Below are 15,861 nucleotides of genomic sequence, written 5' to 3' on the forward strand. Positions count from 1 at the left end.
TGGACCGAAACCGGTATTACAAGAGAGTCAATGAGATTACCGCGATCGAGCGTTCCGGCCGGCCTACCAGCACGCCAGCCCCACCGAATTCGCATTTTCGGCTTGATATTAGAATCATTCTGAACAAGAATGCAACTTTCCTTTGAGGAGGGAGGCTTTGCTGTGGGAAAGCGCCGCTTCTTCTTGGAGTTTCTCGTTACCGCAACCGTGACGATCGCATCCCCGGCCCTTGCTTACGACGTAAGTGCCGTGAGCGGAGGAGGGTCGATCGAGGGCACGATCGTCTATCGCGGCAACGTTCCGATGAAAACGATCATCCCGACCAAGGACGTCGAGGTTTGCGGCCAACCGCGCGAGGATCCGCTGATCCGCGTCGATGCGAACCAGGCGGTTGAAAGCGCGGTTGTCTATCTCGTCGATGTGGCATCCGGCAAGGATTGGCCGGAGCCCGGCAAGACACCCGAACTCGACAACGAGAAATGCCGTTTCGTGCCCGAGGTTCAGGTGATCGCGCCAGGGCCGCTTGACGTCATCAATTCCGACCCGGTGCTGCACAATACGCATGGCTATTACGGCAGGCGCACGGCCTTTAACCTGGCCTTGCCGAACCAGGGCCAGCGCATCCCCACCGAGCTACCCCGTCCAGGCACCGTCCGCATCGATTGCGACGCCCACGGCTGGATGGAGGGCTGGATCTACGTCGTGGACAATCCATACTACGCCGTGACCGGCCCCGACGGAAAATTCTCGATAACGGACATTCCCCCCGGCGAGTACAAGCTCGTCGCCGTACAGCCATTCACCGGGCCGACGGAAATGTCCGTCAGCGTTGAGGGTGGAAAGGCCACAACGCTCGATATCGAGCTGAAGAAGCAATAGTACCCGAGTAAAGAAGAACAATAAAAGTTACGACGTGGCCCGCGCCATGTCTGCCTCTGTGGGGCCGAGCCCTTCTTTCGGCCGAGAGGAGGAAACGTCATGTCTGACGAACTTGATCGCATTCGTCGCGAAATGCATTCCGTATTGCAGCCCGAAGGGGTTCGCCCCGACGATACGCTGAAAATCACCCGCCGCACCTTCATCCACGGATCGCTGATCTTCGGCGCGGCCACTGTCGGCCAGACCTTCGCGTGGTGGCCGCTGCTCAACACGCTCGACATCGCGCATGCCGCCGAGGCGCCGTTCAAATTCGCCTGGATTTCAGACACCCATCTCTATCCGAGATCGCTGAACACCCGCTTCGTAGACAAGGTCGTGCGTGCGGCGCAGGAGGTCCAGGCAATGGATCCGCCGGCGGATTTCCTGATCTTCGGCGGCGACCTCGCCCAGCTCGGCAAGATCGAGGAGCTCGAGCTCGGCGTCGACCTGCTGAAAGACATCACGGTCCCGAAACATTATATCCCCGGCGAGCACGACTGGTATCTCGACATGGGCAAGAAATGGGGCGAGCTGTTCGGGCAGCCCAATTGGACCTTCGACCACAAGGGCGTGCGCTTCATCGGCCTCGACACGGTCAGCCGCGCACCGGACTACTGGACGGCAAAGAACATGACGCCGGAGGAGCGCATGGGCCATATGGCCACGCTCGACGGCACGGTCGCCGGGCCCTGGGCCGGTGTCGGGCGCGACCAGCTCGATTGGATGGAAAAGACGCTGGCCGACTGGGACAAGGACCGGCCCGTGATTATCTTCAGCCACAATCCGCTCTACGAATATTATCCGCCGTGGAATTTCTGGGTGCGCGACTGGCGCCAGGTGCATGAGGTGTTGAGACCGTACACCAAGGTCACCAACATTCACGGGCATGTGCATCAGGTGCTCTACAACGAGATCGGAACGTTGCGGTCGATCGGCATGCTGGCGACCTCCTGGCCGTGGCCCTATGCGCCGGAAGGCGTGCCCAAACTGACCAAGCCGATGATCCGTGTAGACCCCGGCGATCCCTTCGACGGCGTCGGCTGGAGCAAAATCGACGTGGCGGCGACCGACGAGGTGAACACGGAATATGTGATGTGGGGCCGCAAGGAAGTCTTCGTCCAGTCCGCCGCGGACTACGACAAACATGTTTCGGAGGTTATCCGTCCGAGGATCGCCGACAATATGTGGCCGTACTAGGGCGCGCCGCATTTCAGGGCGGGGAGAGCAGGAAGCTGCGCCCCCGCCCTGTCCCATGGGAATCGATCGCGCTCGTGATTTTGGAGCGATCTGATCCAAAATCGTCGCGATCTCAGCGGAGGAATGGTCATGACAACCCGCTCGAAGTTCCGCTTGTCACTGCGGCGTTTCGCCTTGCTTGGGGGGATCGCCATTGCCGCCATTGTCGCAGGGCCGAGCGGCGCCCACAAGGATCCGGTGACGCCGGAGCAGTTGAAGGCTTACGAGGCCGTCTTCATGGAACAGGTGAGGAAGGGCGATCTTCTCTTCCATGGCGACCAGGCGATGGCCGAGCAGTTGGGCGTTGCCGAAGACCTTTCGAAGACCGGCATGGCATGCGCGATGTGCCATCCGATGGCGTCGGACACGCATCCGCAATCCTTCCCGAAATTCCAGGCCCAGATGGCCAAATTCGCCACGCTGCGCGACATGATCAACTGGTGCATCGAGAAACCGAACCAGGGCGTGAAGATCGATCCGGAATCGGAGGCAATGAAGGCGCTCGAAGCCTACATCACCTGGTCCAACACCGGCTCGGTGCTGCAACCGGGCAAATTCTGAAACCCGCCCCGCGGGCCTGATCGACTTACGAGGGGCATGGGCGAGATGGCCGGCATCGGCAGCCCGGCCGGCATGATGAGGGGAGGGATGTCTTGGCGGAGACGGGCACCGTGTTGCGTGGCAGGTTCGCCGGCGTCGACCTGGACGCTCTGGTCGAATGGTCGGCCGTGCGCACCTGGCTCTACTGGGGCATGTTCTGGCTCATGGTGACGCCCTCCGTCGGCGTCGCGATCTCGGGCCTCTTCACCTTCCCGGACTATCTCGGCACCGGCAATATCGAACTGACCTTCGGCCGTCTGCGCCCGGTGCATGTCAATGGCGTCATCTTCGGCGCCTTCTCGGCGTTGTTCATCGGCGAATGCTACTATCTCGTGCCGCGTCTCTGCGGCGTGCGAGTGCCTTGGCCGCAATTGGGCGTACCGTTGGCCTGGCTCTGGAATGTCGCGCTAGCGGCCGCGCTCGTCTCTCTCGCCTTTGGCGAGAATCATGGCCTGGAAGCAGGGGAGCTGCCGCTCTTCGCCGAAATCCCGATCTTCGCCGTCGTGGCGATCGCCACCCTGCAATTCTTGACCGCCATCGCCCGGCGGTTGGAGCCGCCGCTTTACGTCGCGCTCTGGTATCTGATCGGCGCCTTCATCTGGACGACGATGAACCTCGTTCTCGGCAGTTTCATCCTGCCCTACACGATCGCCGGAATCAACAGCGCAGCCTTTCACGGCCTTTACATCCACTACATCGTCGGCCTGTGGCTGACGCCGGCCGGCTATGTGCTCATCTATTACTTCCTTCCGATCAGCGCCGGCAATCCGCTCTTTTCGCACAAGCTTTCGCTGGTCGGCTTCTGGTCTCTGGCTCTCTTCTATCCGTTCGTCGGCATCCATCATTATCTCTTCAGCCCGATCGCCGACTGGGCCGAGACGATCGCCATCGTCACCTCGATGCTGCTGATCATTCCCGTGTGGACGGTGCTCGTGAACTTCTTCGGCACCATGATGGGCAAGTGGCACGAATTCGGCCGCAACCTACCCGCCAAGTTCCTGATCATGGGCTCGATCATGTATCTCATCGGCTGCTTCCAGGGCTCCACGGAGGCGCTGCGCAGCATCCAGCAGCCGACGCATTTTACCGATTTCGTCATCTCGCATTCGCACCTGACCGTCTTCGGAACCTTCGTCGTCTGGGCGATGGGCGGCCTGATCTATGTCTGGCCGCGTGTCTGGGGCCGTGAGCTCTGGTCTTTCCGCATGGGCAATTGGTCGTTCTGGCTGATCACCGTCGGCATCTCAACCATGGGGCTGGTACTGACCGCCGGCGGCCTGCAGCAGGGCTTCCAATGGATGAGCGGTGTCGAATGGCTGGATACGGTTGTGCCGATGAAGCCCTATTGGTTCGTGCGCACGCTTTCCGGCATTAGCATGGATATCGGCATGTCGCTGCTGGTCATCAACCTGATGCTGACGGCGCTCCGTGAGCCCGTCACCGAGAGACGAACCGCCTTGCGGCCGGGTGCCGAGCCTGCCGGGGAGCCTGCCGAATGACCGCGCGGTTCGTGGCCTTGGTGGCGGGCATTGGCTTCTTCTTCCTCGCCGTGATCACGCAAGGCGTCCTGCCCTTCTTCGAGCCGTCGGCACGAACGACGCGGGTGACCTCGGTCGTGAGGACCAATCTCGGGCAACTCAAATGGATGGTCGCCGAGGCGACCGATTACACGCCCTTGCAAAAGGAGGGCCGTGCGGTCTACCTGCGCGAGGGCTGCTGGTATTGCCACTCGCAATATGTCCGCCCGGTCACCGGCGAGACACGCCGCTGGGGCCCGGTGACCGAGGCCGGCGAATATGCCTTTGACGTGCCGCACCTTTTCGGCACGCGACGCGTCGGGCCGGACCTGATGCGGGTCGGCTTGAAATATGGCGACGAGTGGCACCTGGCGCATTTCTGGGATCCGCGGATGGTGGTGCCGGACTCGATCATGGCTCCCTATCGCGATCTCTTCGACAGGTCGGCCGACGGCGTGCGGATTGTCGATGACGGTGCGGGCGGACGCACCCTGGAAAGAATGCCGGCGACCGAGGCCCTGTTCGACTTCGACAGCGAGACTTCGATCTCGTTGACACCGAACGCGGATGGCCTGCTTTTCGTGCCCCTCGAAGCGCGCGACAAGAAGCCGGCCATCCTGACCCCAGGCGAAGAGTTCGGCGGCGACGTCGTCAACATCGCGGCCGAGACGCAAGAGCTTCATGCCCTCATCGCCTATCTCCAGAAACTCGGCATGCGGCGCGGGAAATGGCGAGATCTGTTCGAGCCGCAGCAACTTGAGACGATCGACGTGACGCTGCCGCGGTCCGACGAGTGGATCGGCTATGGTAAGACGGTCTATGAGCGGCGCTGTCTCGGCTGCCACGGCGCCAAGGGCGACGGCAACGGGCCGGTCGCGACCTTCCTCTACAAGCAGCGGCCGCGCGATTTCACCGCCGCTGTCTTCAAGTTCAGGTTGACCAGGGAGCCGCTGCCGACCGATGGCGATCTCCTGCGCACGATCACGCGCGGCGTCCGCGGCACGGCGATGCCTGCCTGGCACGAATTGCCGATCAACGACCGCCTCGCCGTCATCCAGTACATCAAATATGAACTCGCCGTCGACCGTTCCGATCCGTCCGCACCCTACGCCTTCTTCATCGAGGAGCCGCCCGGCCCGCCGCTCATTATCGGCAAGCCGCCGCAGCCTTCTCAGCAATTGCTTGCTCGCGGCGCGGAGATCTGGCAGGCCGCGAAATGCTGGGAATGCCATGGCCAGCGCGGCAAAGGCGATGGCGAGAAGGCACCGGGCCTCAAGGATGATCTCGGTTTTCCGATGGTGCCGGCCGACCTCACCAGCGGCCAGTTCAAGTCAGGCGCAACGGTCGAGGACATGTACCGGACGATCTCGACCGGCTTGAGCGGTACGCCGATGCCATCCTACCGGAACGCTTTCCCGGACGAGGACCGCTGGGCGCTTTCCTACTACATTCTTTCGCTTTCCGCCTACAAGGATCCGCTCACGCTCGAACCGTTGAATATCAACGAGGCCGACCGCAAGGCCCTCGATGACCTGACTTTGCAGGCCCCCACGCCGGACAAGGCCTATGAGCCCGGAAGCGGCGCGGAAGTCGGCGCCGCGGGCGCGCGCCAGATCGCCCAGGGAGACTGAACGATGCCCGATTTCGAAATCACCGGCCCCTATGTCGGCGCTTTGATGATGAGCCTCGGCGCCCTCTGCCTCTTCATCTGGGGCGTGTTCTCCGGCGCCCTGCGCAACACCGAGGAGGCCTCACGGCAATTCTACGAAAGGGAAATGGAAAATGACAGACGTCCAGCCCGGCAATCCAGAGAGCGCAAAGTCTCCTGACGAAACCGGTCACGATATGGAGGAATACGGCGGCGGAGCCATCGAAGGGCGGCACGGCTACATCCCCCTATGGCTGCTCGTCGTTTATTTCGTGCTCTTCATCTGGGCACTCTACTACTCCTACCAGTATTGGGGCGGAGTGGGTCCCGGGCGTATCTAGCAGGAGGAACGAGAATGTTGCCAGCCAGGATCATCCTCGCCGTCGCGGTGCTGAACCTGCTCTTTCTGTTTTCCGAACTGTCGCTCAACGTCTATCTGAGCTACTTCGGCTGACGGGAGGCGTTCCATGCTTCCGGAAACGGCTTTTTCATTGAGCGATGCCGGCACGCTCCAGACCATTGCCTTCGTCGGTGGAGCGATCTTCCATATCGGCTTCTTCGTCTGGGTGGCCTATCTCGTCTGGAAATAGGAGCGGGAGCGGGGCATGTCCGAGATGACTCCCTATCTCGTCTTGTTCATCGCCGGCTTCGCCGGCAGCTTCCACTGCATCGGCATGTGCGGCGGCTTTGCCTGCGCACTCGGTCGTGATCCGCACGGAACTGCGGCCACCCTCGCACGGCACCTGCTCTACAATAGCGGCCGACTAACCAGCTATTGCTTCCTCGGCGTGCTCGCAGGCGCCCTTGGCCAGGCGATCTGCACCTCGACCGGTCCTTCCGCGCCGCTTTTGGACGCACCGTTCGATCTCGCCCAGCGCCTGCTTGCGATCGTCGCAGGGGTCATCATGGTCATCATCGGCTTACAATTCTTCGGCCTCATCAAGCGACCCCATCCCTTCGCGGCCGACGCTGGCGGAGCCAAGTTCGCGAGTGCCCTGCGCTGGCTTCTAGGTGCGCCGGGACGCGCCGCACCGCTCGCCTTCGGCGTGTTCAACGGGCTCCTGCCCTGCCCGCTCGTCTATGCGTTCCTGGCGCAGGCGGCGAGCACGGCGGGCGCGCTTTCCGGCCTCATGACGATGTTGGCTTTCGGGCTCGGGACGGTTCCGGCAATGTTCATGATGGGCGGCGTCGGCAACGCTCTCGGCCCGCTCTGGCGACGGCGTGGCGTGCGCCTGGCCGGTTCCTTCATTCTGCTCCTCGGGCTCGTCACCCTCGGCCGCGGGCTCCTGCCGGCCGGTCTCCTGCATGGGGAGCACCTGACATGAGCGGGCGCGAGACCACCCTCTGCAGCCATTGCCTGCTGCCCGCAGGCAGGCGGCCTGTCCAATACAGGCTCGAGGGCAAGGATCATGCCTTCTGCTGCTACGGCTGTCGGATCGCCTATGAGATCAGGCACGGCCGAGGCGAGGAGTCGGAGGCGGCGTGGCTGCTCGTCCGCATTGGCGTCGGCGCCTTCCTTTCGATGAACATCATGCTCTTGAGCCTCCTCGTCTATACGGGCACCTTCGCGGGTCCGGAGGCCCATCTGCTGCCGTGGATTCACGCGCTGATGTGGCTGTTCGCGACGCCGGCCGTGCTGATCCTCGGCGGCCCGTTCCTCGGCGAAACACTGCGCGGCGCCGCCGAGGGCCGGCTGACATCATCGGCGCTGATCGTCATCGGCGTCGCGGCCGCCTATCTCTACTCGGCATTCGCCGTCCTCAAGGGCGAGAACCATGTCTATTTCGACACAGCCTCGATGGTGCTGATGCTGTTCACGCTTGGCCGCTATCTCGAGGCCGAAAGCCGCGCCAAGGCTGCGCGTGATCTCGAACCGCTTCTCGCCGCGGAAACCGCAACTGCGACGATCGTCGCGAACGGCATCGAGATGCGGCGCCCGGTCGGCTCGGTCGCCACCGGCATGCTGGTGCGGGTGCGCCCGGGCGAGCTCGTTCCGGTCGACGGCATCGTTGTCGATGGAGAGTCCAGCGTTGACGAGGCCATGATCACCGGCGAAAGCCGACCGGTCACGAAGACAGTCGGCTTTCCGGTCATCGCCGGGAGCATCAATTTCGACGGACCATTGCTCGTCAAATGCAGTGGCGCGGGCACCGACACGCGCTGGGCCCACATCTGCCGCTCGGTGCGCGATGCCCTTTCACGGCAATGTCCGACCCAGCGCATCGCCGACCGGATCGTCAGCCTCGCCGTGCCGATCGTCCTCGTCTCAAGTGGCTTTACGATCGCCTATTGGGCGCAATCCCAACCCCTCGACCGCGCGCTCATCACCGGACTTGCGGTTCTCGTCGTCGCCTGCCCCTGCGCGGTCGGGCTCGCAGCTCCGCTTGCGACCACGCTCGGCATCGGCCGGCTGGCGCGCCGCGGCTGCCTGGTTCGCGATCCCGGGCTGATGGAAACACTGGCGACGCTCAGATGTGTCGCCTTCGACAAGACCGGCACGCTGACGGTCGGCAGACCGCAGGTGACCGGCATCGATACCGATGGCGCAAGCGAGGAGGACGTGCTCACCCATGCGAGCGGCCTCGAGCGCTATTCCGAACATGCGCTGGCGAAGGCCGTGACCTTGGCCGCTGTCGAACGCGGCATTCGACCACCCGAGGCCATGGCCGTTCGCGTCGACCCCGGCCGAGGAATCCGTGGTGTGATCGGCGAACAACCTGTCGCGGTCGGCAATGAAGCGTTGATGCGCGATCTCGGCTGGTCGTGTCCCCCGCCACTGCGCGAACGGGCGCGCCGATTGGGGGCCGATGGCTGCACGCTCGTCCATGTCGGCTGGAACGGGCGTGTCCATGGCGTGCTCGCGCTTGACGACACACCACGCCAGGAGGCGCAGATGGTCGTCGACGCGCTCAAGGACCGCGGCTCGCATCTTGCGCTTCTGACCGGCGATGGGATGAAACCGGCCCAACGTGTTGCCGCGGCTGTCGGCATAGACGAAATCGAAGCCTCCTTGTCGCCGGAAGCCAAGCGCGTCGCGCTGGCGCGTATCCGCCGCCGCCACGGCACCATGGCGATGGTCGGCGACGGTCTCAATGACGGCCCCGTGCTGGCGGATGCCGATGTCGGGATCGCAGTCGGCTCGGCCACGGATCTCGCCCGCGAGGCCGCCGCGCTTACCCTTCCGGATGGCGGGCTCTGGATGCTGCCATGGGTGATCGACATCGCCCGTGCCGTGCGGCGCACCATTCTCACCAATCTCCTGTGGGCCTTCGGCTACAACCTCGTCGCACTCACGGCCGCCGCCCTCGGGCTGCTGCAGCCGATCCTCGCCGCCGCCGTCATGGCGGGTTCGAGTCTTCTCGTCGTCATGAATTCCCTGAGGCTCGCCCGTGTGCCAGACCCGGATCCGGTGTTTGCCGATCGGCAGCCGCGTGACGATCAGGACGCGCCGCCGAAGACATCCGCCGTGAAGGCCGAGTACCAGCCGATCGCCTGATGGGCGACCTTGCGGCGGACCTCTGCGCTCTCGCCCACCTTGTTGATGAACATTTCCTTGGTCTTTATCTTCCCGTCCTCAGCCGCAAAGGTGATGGCATTGGTGAAGGCGTCGTCGGGCGCCAGGAACGTGTAGCATGAGTTGAAGAGATGCGGCGGGAAACGTGGCGAGCCCGTAAGCGCGGCCGCGATCGCGAAGGCGCAGGCCTTTGCCTGACTGTTGGCGGAGAAGGCGGATTTCGGCATATCGCCACCGATGATCGCGTCGCCCACCACATGGATGCCGGGCTGCAATGTCGAATCGAACGTCGCCGGATCGACCGGACACCAGCCCGTGGCATCGGCAAGGCCGGCCTTTTGCGCAATCAATCCAGCCTTCTGCGGTGGGATGACATTGGCAACCGCCGCCTTGAAGGTCTGGCCTTCCGTCACCACTGAGAAGGCTGCCGGATCTACTGCCTTGATCTTCCCGATGAATTGTGCCGGCAGCCATTCGATCATGCCGGGATAGTGACGCGACCAGGCATCCTGAAACAGTTCCTGTCCCGAGAACTTGTCCTTCGCGTCTAGGATCAGAATCTTCGACCTCGGCTTGAACTGTTTGAAATAATAGGCGACGAGCGAGGCGCGCTCGTAAGGGGCCGGCGGACAGCGAAATGGATTTGGAGGCGCCACGATGACGAACAGGCCGCCATCCTCCATGCTTTCGAGCTGCCGGCGCAGAAGCACGCTCTGCGGCCCGGCGATCCAGGCATGCGGCATGCGTTCTGCCGCCGCCTCATCATAGCCGCCGATCGCGCCGAATTCGAGTGTAATCCCCGGCGCGACCGCGAGGCGGTCGTAGGGGAGCTTCGCGCCGCCCCCGAGCTCGACAACCCTGGCTGCGGGATCGAGCGCCACCGCCGCATCACGAATGACGCTGACGCCATGTCGGTTGGCAAGCGTCCGGAGGTCGAAGGTCAAGGAGGCGAGCGAACGAAGGCCGGCGAGGTGAAGGTTGCTGAAGAAGCAGGTGACATGGGTGGCGTTCGGTTCGACGAGGCTGACATCCATGGTCTTCATGTCGCCGAGATATCGGGCGAGCGTCGCGCCGCCGATGCCGCCGCCGATTACGACGACCTTCGGCCGCACTATCCCCCGCGCGACATGCGGTGCGGTGGCCGCCAGCAGCGTTCCTGCGATCAGGCCGCCGACCTGGCGCCGCGTCCAATCCGTCATGGCTTCCTCCCGGCGTTGGCCTTCGCAGCGAGATGGCGTGCGACAGCGGCCACCTCATCATCGCTGAGAGACAGAGCGATGGCATGCATCACATGGCTGGGGCCCTCGCTCGTCCTGTAGGCGAGCATGCGTTTGACGATCGTCTGTTCGTCCAGTGTCACGATCGGCGGAATGCCCAGCTCGCGCCCGAACGGATCGTGGCAGGATGCGCAGGTGGCGGCTATCCGGGAACCCTCATTGATATCCTCCGCGGCCGAATTTCCAGAGAAAAGGAGCAGCATTGTTCCGGCTGCGATCTTCGTCGCAAGCGAGACGATATTGGCCAAGATCCCCCCTCCTGTCAGGTGACCACTAAGTCGTGAAACAGCGAATAGGTGGCGCCGCCGTCCTCCTCCCAGGAAAATTCGAGCCGGCCGCTTTCCGTCGCTCGCAGATGGAACTCGAAGAATGGATTGGCTGAAACTGCCTCGTGCAGATCGACGCGGAAGACCTCGGCGCCCCCATAGCGACAGACGAAGCGGTTGATGATTTTGCGCGGGATCGTCGCGCCGGTGTCGTCGGCGCGGAGCCCAGTCTCCATCTGGTGCTGGATGATGGCCTTGATCGTAAAGACCTCGTTTCTCGCCACCGAGCCCGGAACCATCACGCGGGGTATGGGGATGCTCACACGGACCTCCTTGCGTATCGTCACTCGCATCCATTGGTGGCGACCGCCACCCAGGTCTTTGCCATCAGCAGGCTGCCGTCACTCATCTCGGCAAGTGCCACGATATGTTGGGGCGCGGCAAGCCGAATGCGGGTCGAGACGCGCGGGAGACTGCGCCCCGGAGCGAAATGGAACTGCACCACTTCTACGAGCGGATTTTTCGGAGCGAAGACGCGAACGGATTTGACGTGATCGTTGTCTGTCATCGGGCTCTCGACCGAGATGCCCACGGGGACCGTGTAGCCGGTCGAGAATTCCGCAGGCATCGCCAAATGAACGCGATCTGATGGCGTCGCCTTTCGCCCGGTCCATTCCTCGATGAAGCTTTCGGCCTCGTCAGCGGCTCGCGTGCGTTTCAGGCCGGGAGCCAGTACGCAGGCGAACGTTCCGATCACCCCGGTCAGCACACGGCGGCGCGTCAAACTCATGGTCCCGTCTCCGGCGCCCGTTACAGCGCCGCACGTCTCATCAAACGCGCAAAGGACGCCGTAGCACTTTGAAATCATGCATGTCTTTGGCCTTAAATCGAGGTCGATACAAGGGACATGCAGTTGATAGCGTTCCCCGTTCCCGGAGCCGCCATTCCCGGAAAAAGAGTACACCCTGGCCATGCCCCCGTAAATCTTTCGCGAACTGCAAGGCGCAAAGGGGGGCATGGGATCGGACGGCCACGTTCCGCACACACTATCCATTTTGCGCAGCCTTTTCTTGATCTTTGTCAGGCCCGACAGTTGTTGGACAGGTTCGAAAGAACAACATCCGTCCCCGCGGGCATGCCCGCTTAGCGTGCATTCGAAAAGGAAGAAAAAGAATGGAAAGACGTGATTTCCTCAGGGGTCTGGCGCTGCTTGCCGCCTGCCCGCTTTGCGTCGAGGCCGCCTATGCCGCCGAGGGCGTGCATTGGAGCTACGAAGGCGAAGAAGGGCCCGAGAATTGGGGTTCGCTGAGCGAGGAGAATGCCGCGTGTTCGGCCGGCTCGCAGCAGTCGCCGATCGACATCCGTGAAGCGATCAAGGCGGATCTGCCGGATCTCGGGCTCGACTGGAAGAGCGGCGGCACCATCGCCAACAACGGCCATACGATCCAGGTGAAGGCCGCCGGCGGCACGCTCAAGCGCGGCGACAAGGCCTATGAGCTGGTGCAGTACCATTTCCATGCGCCGAGCGAGCATCTGGTCGAGGGCAAGACATTCGCCATGGAGGCGCATTTCGTCCATAAGAACGCCGAGACCGGCGCGCTCGGCGTCTTCGGCGTCTTTATTACCCCCGGCGCAGAAAACGCGACCCTTGCGAGCCTCGCCGCCAAGTTCCCGCAAAAGGCCGGGGACGAAGCCGCGCTCGACGCGGTCGACCCGAGCGGCCTTCTGCCCGCGTCGCTCGACTATTGGGCCTATGAGGGGTCGCTCACCACCCCGCCCTGCAGCGAGATTGTCGACTGGATGGTGGCTAGGACGCCGATCGAAGCAGCGGCGTCAGACATCGCGAAGTTCACCTCGCTGTACTCCATGAACGCGCGCCCGGCACTTTCCGGCAACCGCCGCTTTGTCCTGAGCTCCAACTGATCTCGTCATCCGCGGCCGTCGCTTCTCCCCGGCGGTCGCAAGACAATCCCGGTAAAGGGCGCAGCCTTAAAGGGGGCGCTGTAATCGTCATTTCTCTCCCGGACGTGCTTGCGCCGGGCGCACTTCGCTGCAAATGTCTCCACCACCGAAACAGGCGGCGGCGAGGCAATCATGTTCGATCTCACAGGCAAGACTGCGCTGGTCACCGGCGGCGGGCGCGGCCTCGGCCTTGAAATGGCAAAGGCGCTTGCCAGGGCCGGCGCCTGGACGGTGATCAACGGCCGCAGCCGCCAGAATCTCGAGGAAACACGCGAAAGCCTTGCCGCCGAGGGGATTTCGGTCGCGATCGCACCGGGCGACATCACACAGGATGTCGAGACAATTCTCGCACGCGCGACCGACGAGACCGGGCAACTCGATATCCTTATCCATGCGGTCGGCGAGCGGGACCGGCGCGGCACGGAGGCGATGGCGCCGCAGGATTTCGCCGCGCTGCTGAAAACCGACCTGACGGCCGCCTATTCGGTCGCGAGGTCAGCCCTGCCCCTGCTTCAGCGCTCCTCGGCGGGTCGGTTGATCTTCGTGACGTCGATTGCAGCCTTCGCGGCGAGAGCCGGGGATCCTGCCTATACGGCGGCCAAGGGCGGGCTCGAGGCTTTGACGCGCTCGCTGGCGGTCGAACTCGGCGCCGACAACCTGACGGTCAACGCGATTGCGCCAGGCTGGTTCGCCACCGAAACCAATGCCCATCTCGCGGCCGACCCGGACCTCAAGGCCTTCGTCGAGATCCGCATCCCGTTGAAACGCTGGGGACGACCGGAAGAGATCGCCCCCGCCGCCGTCTTCCTCGCTTCGCCGGCGGCAAGCTTCGTCAACGGCATTACGCTCACCGTCGATGGCGGCATGACCGTGCAGATGTGAGGGCGGCAAGGCTCTAACCTGCCTTTGCCTCCGCCGTGCCGCGCAGCATGCGGATCAGTGCGGAGAAATCCTCGTCGCCATGACCGAGCTTCTCGAAGATGCTGTAGAGCTGTGCCGCCTGCGCGCCCATTGGCGTTGCGGCGCCGGCGGCGCTCGCCGCCTGCTGCGCAAGTCTCAGGTCCTTCAGCATCAGGCTCGCCATGAATCCCGGTTCGTAGTCGTTGTTGGCGGGGGATGCCGGCACGGGGCCCGGCACCGGGCAATAGCTCGTCAGCGACCAGCACTGGCCGGAGGAGGTGGAAGCGACGTCGAAGAGCGCCTGATGCGAGAGGCCCAGCCGCTCGGCCAGCACGAAAGCTTCGCAGACGACGGCCATCGACACGCCGAGAATCATGTTGTTGCAGATCTTCGCCGCCTGGCCGGCGCCGGCGTCGCCGCAATGGACGATCTTCTTGCCCATCGCCTCCAGAATGTGCTTGCCGCGGGAGAAGGCGCCATCGCTGCCGCCGACCATGAAGGTGAGCGTACCGGCAGCGGCACCTGCCGTGCCGCCGGACACGGGCGCGTCGAGCGACAGGCAGCCGGCAGTATCGGCGAAACCATGGACCTTGCGGGCGCTCTCCACATCGATCGTCGAACTGTCGATCAGAAGCGTGCCCGGATCCACGAAACCGAGCAATTCATCCCATACGTATAGAACGTGCGAACTCGCCGGCAGCATGGTGACCACGCATTCGCATTCGCGCACCACCTGGGAAATCGATCCGGCTACGGAAACGCCCGTCTTCACCGCCGCATTGCGCGAGGCCTCCGAGAGGTCGAATCCTGTGACGGCATGTCCCGCCTTCACCAGATTGGCGGCCATCGGCCCGCCCATATTGCCAAGCCCGATAAAGGCGATCTTCGTCATATGCCTCTCCTCCTCCACTCAACCTGCTCGATGCGGCAGCGCGGATCTCGCACCTGGCCAAAGCTATTGGCGGGCAAAAAGCAGCGCCCCATCGTGGCGCTCGAAACGGTCCAGCAACTGGGGCGTTACCTCGTCCAGTTCGACCGACCACTTGGGGCTGCGGTCCTTGTCGATTACCGCCGCCCTCACGCCTTCGTAGAAATCCGGGTTGGCAAGCATGCCGAGCGTCGCCCCATATTCCCGGTCCAGGCATTCGTTGAGGGTCGCGCTCATCCGCCCGGCTCTCAGCAGCTTGAGTGTCAGTTTGAGGCTGATCGCCGATCGGCTTTTCAAAAGCTGCCGCGTCTCCTGCGCGAAATTCGAATTCTCGCCTTTCAGCGCCTCAAGGATTTCCTCTACCGTGTCGAAGGCGAAGCAGCGGTCGATGAGGGAAAGGTGGCCGAGAAGCACCGAGGCCGGCGGTTCGCCGGAGACGGCATCGATCGCCGCGGCGACGTCCTCGGCCGTGGCAGACGGCGGGAGCCTGCCGAGCGACACCAGAAGCTCGTCGATTTTCTGCAACGGAACGAAGCTGTCGGCGAGGCGCGCATGCATCGCCGCCGCCGCGCCGATGTCGCGGCCCGTCAAACCCAGATACGTGCCGAACTCCCCCGGCGCACGCGGCAGGAGCCAGGTCGCGCCGACATCGGTGAAATAGCCGATCCCCGTTTCCGGCATGGCGAGCCTAGTCCGCTCGGTGACGATCCTATGGCTGCCATGGGCGGATATACCCACACCACCGCCCATGACAATGCCATCCATGATCGCAATGTAGGGCTTTGGAAACGCGGAGATGCGGCTGTTGACGATGAATTCCTCGCGCCAGAACTGGGCCCCTTCCTCCGGGCGCTCGCGGCCGCTCTCATAGATCATGCGGATGTCGCCGCCGGCGCATAGCCCGCGCTCGCCTTCCCCTGTGACGAGGACGGCGGCGATGGCCGGGTCGCGCTCGAATTCGGTCAGAGCCTTGTCGATGGTGCGGATCATGGCGCGGTTCAGGCTGTTCAGTGCCCGCGGCCGGTTGAGCCGGAGCCTGCCGATCGCGCCGTCGCGCTCGACGATGACTTCCGGAAGAGCGGTCTGCATCTCCAT

The 15,861-nt window shown here is 63.4% G+C and carries 18 protein-coding genes; 12 read left to right on the forward strand and 6 right to left on the reverse strand.

Annotation, left to right across the window (positions count from 1 at the left end):
- Positions 1-162: 162 nt before the first annotated feature.
- The 10 genes from EKH55_RS18025 to EKH55_RS18065 all read left to right on the forward strand — a co-directional run bounded on the left by EKH55_RS18025 (position 163) and on the right by EKH55_RS18065 (position 9,415).
- Positions 163-879, forward strand: a complete 717-nt coding sequence (locus EKH55_RS18025; RefSeq protein ID WP_151612148.1) for a carboxypeptidase regulatory-like domain-containing protein — start codon at positions 163-165, stop codon at positions 877-879.
- Between the two features lie 99 nt (positions 880-978).
- Positions 979-2,115, forward strand: coding sequence for a metallophosphoesterase family protein (locus tag EKH55_RS18030; RefSeq protein ID WP_151612150.1), 1,137 nt, complete (start codon positions 979-981; stop codon positions 2,113-2,115).
- A 129-nt stretch (positions 2,116-2,244) separates the two neighbouring features.
- Positions 2,245-2,715 carry a c-type cytochrome gene (locus tag EKH55_RS18035; protein ID WP_151612152.1) on the forward strand — a complete coding sequence of 157 codons (471 nt, stop codon included), beginning with the start codon at positions 2,245-2,247 and terminating at the stop codon, positions 2,713-2,715.
- Positions 2,716-2,807: 92 nt separating this feature from the next.
- Positions 2,808-4,253: a cbb3-type cytochrome c oxidase subunit I gene (locus EKH55_RS18040; protein ID WP_151612154.1), complete on the forward strand. Its 1,446-nt coding sequence runs from the start codon at positions 2,808-2,810 to the stop codon at positions 4,251-4,253.
- Positions 4,250-5,902 (forward strand): cbb3-type cytochrome c oxidase subunit II, encoded by a 1,653-nt coding sequence (locus tag EKH55_RS18045; protein WP_151612156.1) that lies wholly within the window; start codon positions 4,250-4,252, stop codon positions 5,900-5,902. Before EKH55_RS18040 ends, EKH55_RS18045 begins: the two co-directional genes overlap by 4 nt.
- Before the next feature lie 3 nt (positions 5,903-5,905).
- Complete coding sequence (locus tag EKH55_RS18050) at positions 5,906-6,100, forward strand: hypothetical protein (protein WP_151612157.1); 195 nt, start codon at positions 5,906-5,908, stop codon at positions 6,098-6,100.
- Positions 6,054-6,260: a hypothetical protein gene (locus tag EKH55_RS18055; RefSeq protein ID WP_151612159.1), complete on the forward strand. Its 207-nt coding sequence runs from the start codon at positions 6,054-6,056 to the stop codon at positions 6,258-6,260. The genes EKH55_RS18050 and EKH55_RS18055 overlap by 47 nt, the downstream gene beginning before the upstream one ends.
- Before the next feature lie 126 nt (positions 6,261-6,386).
- Positions 6,387-6,509, forward strand: coding sequence for a hypothetical protein (locus tag EKH55_RS30065; protein WP_269808419.1), 123 nt, complete (start codon positions 6,387-6,389; stop codon positions 6,507-6,509).
- 15 nt (positions 6,510-6,524) lie between these two features.
- Positions 6,525-7,244, forward strand: coding sequence for a sulfite exporter TauE/SafE family protein (locus EKH55_RS18060; protein WP_246231901.1), 720 nt, complete (start codon positions 6,525-6,527; stop codon positions 7,242-7,244).
- A complete protein-coding gene (locus EKH55_RS18065; RefSeq protein ID WP_151612161.1) occupies positions 7,241-9,415 on the forward strand; it encodes a heavy metal translocating P-type ATPase in 2,175 nt (724 codons plus the stop codon). Before EKH55_RS18060 ends, EKH55_RS18065 begins: the two co-directional genes overlap by 4 nt.
- Here the strand turns inward: EKH55_RS18065 and EKH55_RS18070 are convergent.
- From EKH55_RS18070 to EKH55_RS18085, 4 genes are read right to left on the reverse strand one after another with little or no spacing between them, the layout of a single operon-like run.
- Positions 9,358-10,632, reverse strand: coding sequence for an NAD(P)/FAD-dependent oxidoreductase (locus tag EKH55_RS18070; protein WP_151612163.1), 1,275 nt, complete (start codon positions 10,630-10,632; stop codon positions 9,358-9,360). The genes EKH55_RS18065 and EKH55_RS18070 overlap by 58 nt on opposite strands.
- Entirely contained in the window at positions 10,629-10,958 is a 330-nt protein-coding gene (locus EKH55_RS18075; protein WP_246231903.1) for a c-type cytochrome, read from the reverse strand. The genes EKH55_RS18070 and EKH55_RS18075 overlap by 4 nt, the downstream gene beginning before the upstream one ends.
- Positions 10,959-10,972: 14 nt before the next feature.
- A complete protein-coding gene (gene soxZ / locus EKH55_RS18080; RefSeq protein WP_151613866.1) occupies positions 10,973-11,275 on the reverse strand; it encodes a thiosulfate oxidation carrier complex protein SoxZ in 303 nt (100 codons plus the stop codon).
- Positions 11,276-11,319: 44 nt separating this feature from the next.
- Positions 11,320-11,766 (reverse strand): thiosulfate oxidation carrier protein SoxY, encoded by a 447-nt coding sequence (locus tag EKH55_RS18085; RefSeq protein ID WP_151612165.1) that lies wholly within the window; start codon positions 11,764-11,766, stop codon positions 11,320-11,322.
- Between the two features lie 383 nt (positions 11,767-12,149).
- On the opposite strand from EKH55_RS18085, the gene EKH55_RS18090 reads away from it, so the two are divergent.
- Positions 12,150-12,899 (forward strand): carbonic anhydrase, encoded by a 750-nt coding sequence (locus tag EKH55_RS18090; RefSeq protein ID WP_151612167.1) that lies wholly within the window; start codon positions 12,150-12,152, stop codon positions 12,897-12,899.
- Positions 12,900-13,070: 171 nt separating this feature from the next.
- Complete coding sequence (locus EKH55_RS18095; RefSeq protein WP_151612169.1) at positions 13,071-13,820, forward strand: SDR family oxidoreductase; 750 nt, start codon at positions 13,071-13,073, stop codon at positions 13,818-13,820.
- 13 nt (positions 13,821-13,833) lie between these two features.
- Here the strand turns inward: EKH55_RS18095 and mmsB are convergent, their stop codons facing one another.
- Together mmsB and EKH55_RS18105 are read right to left on the reverse strand one after the other, a co-directional pair.
- Positions 13,834-14,730, reverse strand: a complete 897-nt coding sequence (gene mmsB / locus EKH55_RS18100; RefSeq protein WP_151612171.1) for a 3-hydroxyisobutyrate dehydrogenase — start codon at positions 14,728-14,730, stop codon at positions 13,834-13,836.
- 63 nt (positions 14,731-14,793) lie between these two features.
- On the reverse strand, positions 14,794-15,861 hold the full coding sequence (locus EKH55_RS18105; protein WP_151612173.1) for an enoyl-CoA hydratase/isomerase family protein: 1,068 nt from the start codon (positions 15,859-15,861) through the stop codon (positions 14,794-14,796).

Source organism: Sinorhizobium alkalisoli (assembly GCF_008932245.1).
In the GTDB taxonomy this organism is placed as follows: domain Bacteria; phylum Pseudomonadota; class Alphaproteobacteria; order Rhizobiales; family Rhizobiaceae; genus Sinorhizobium; species Sinorhizobium alkalisoli.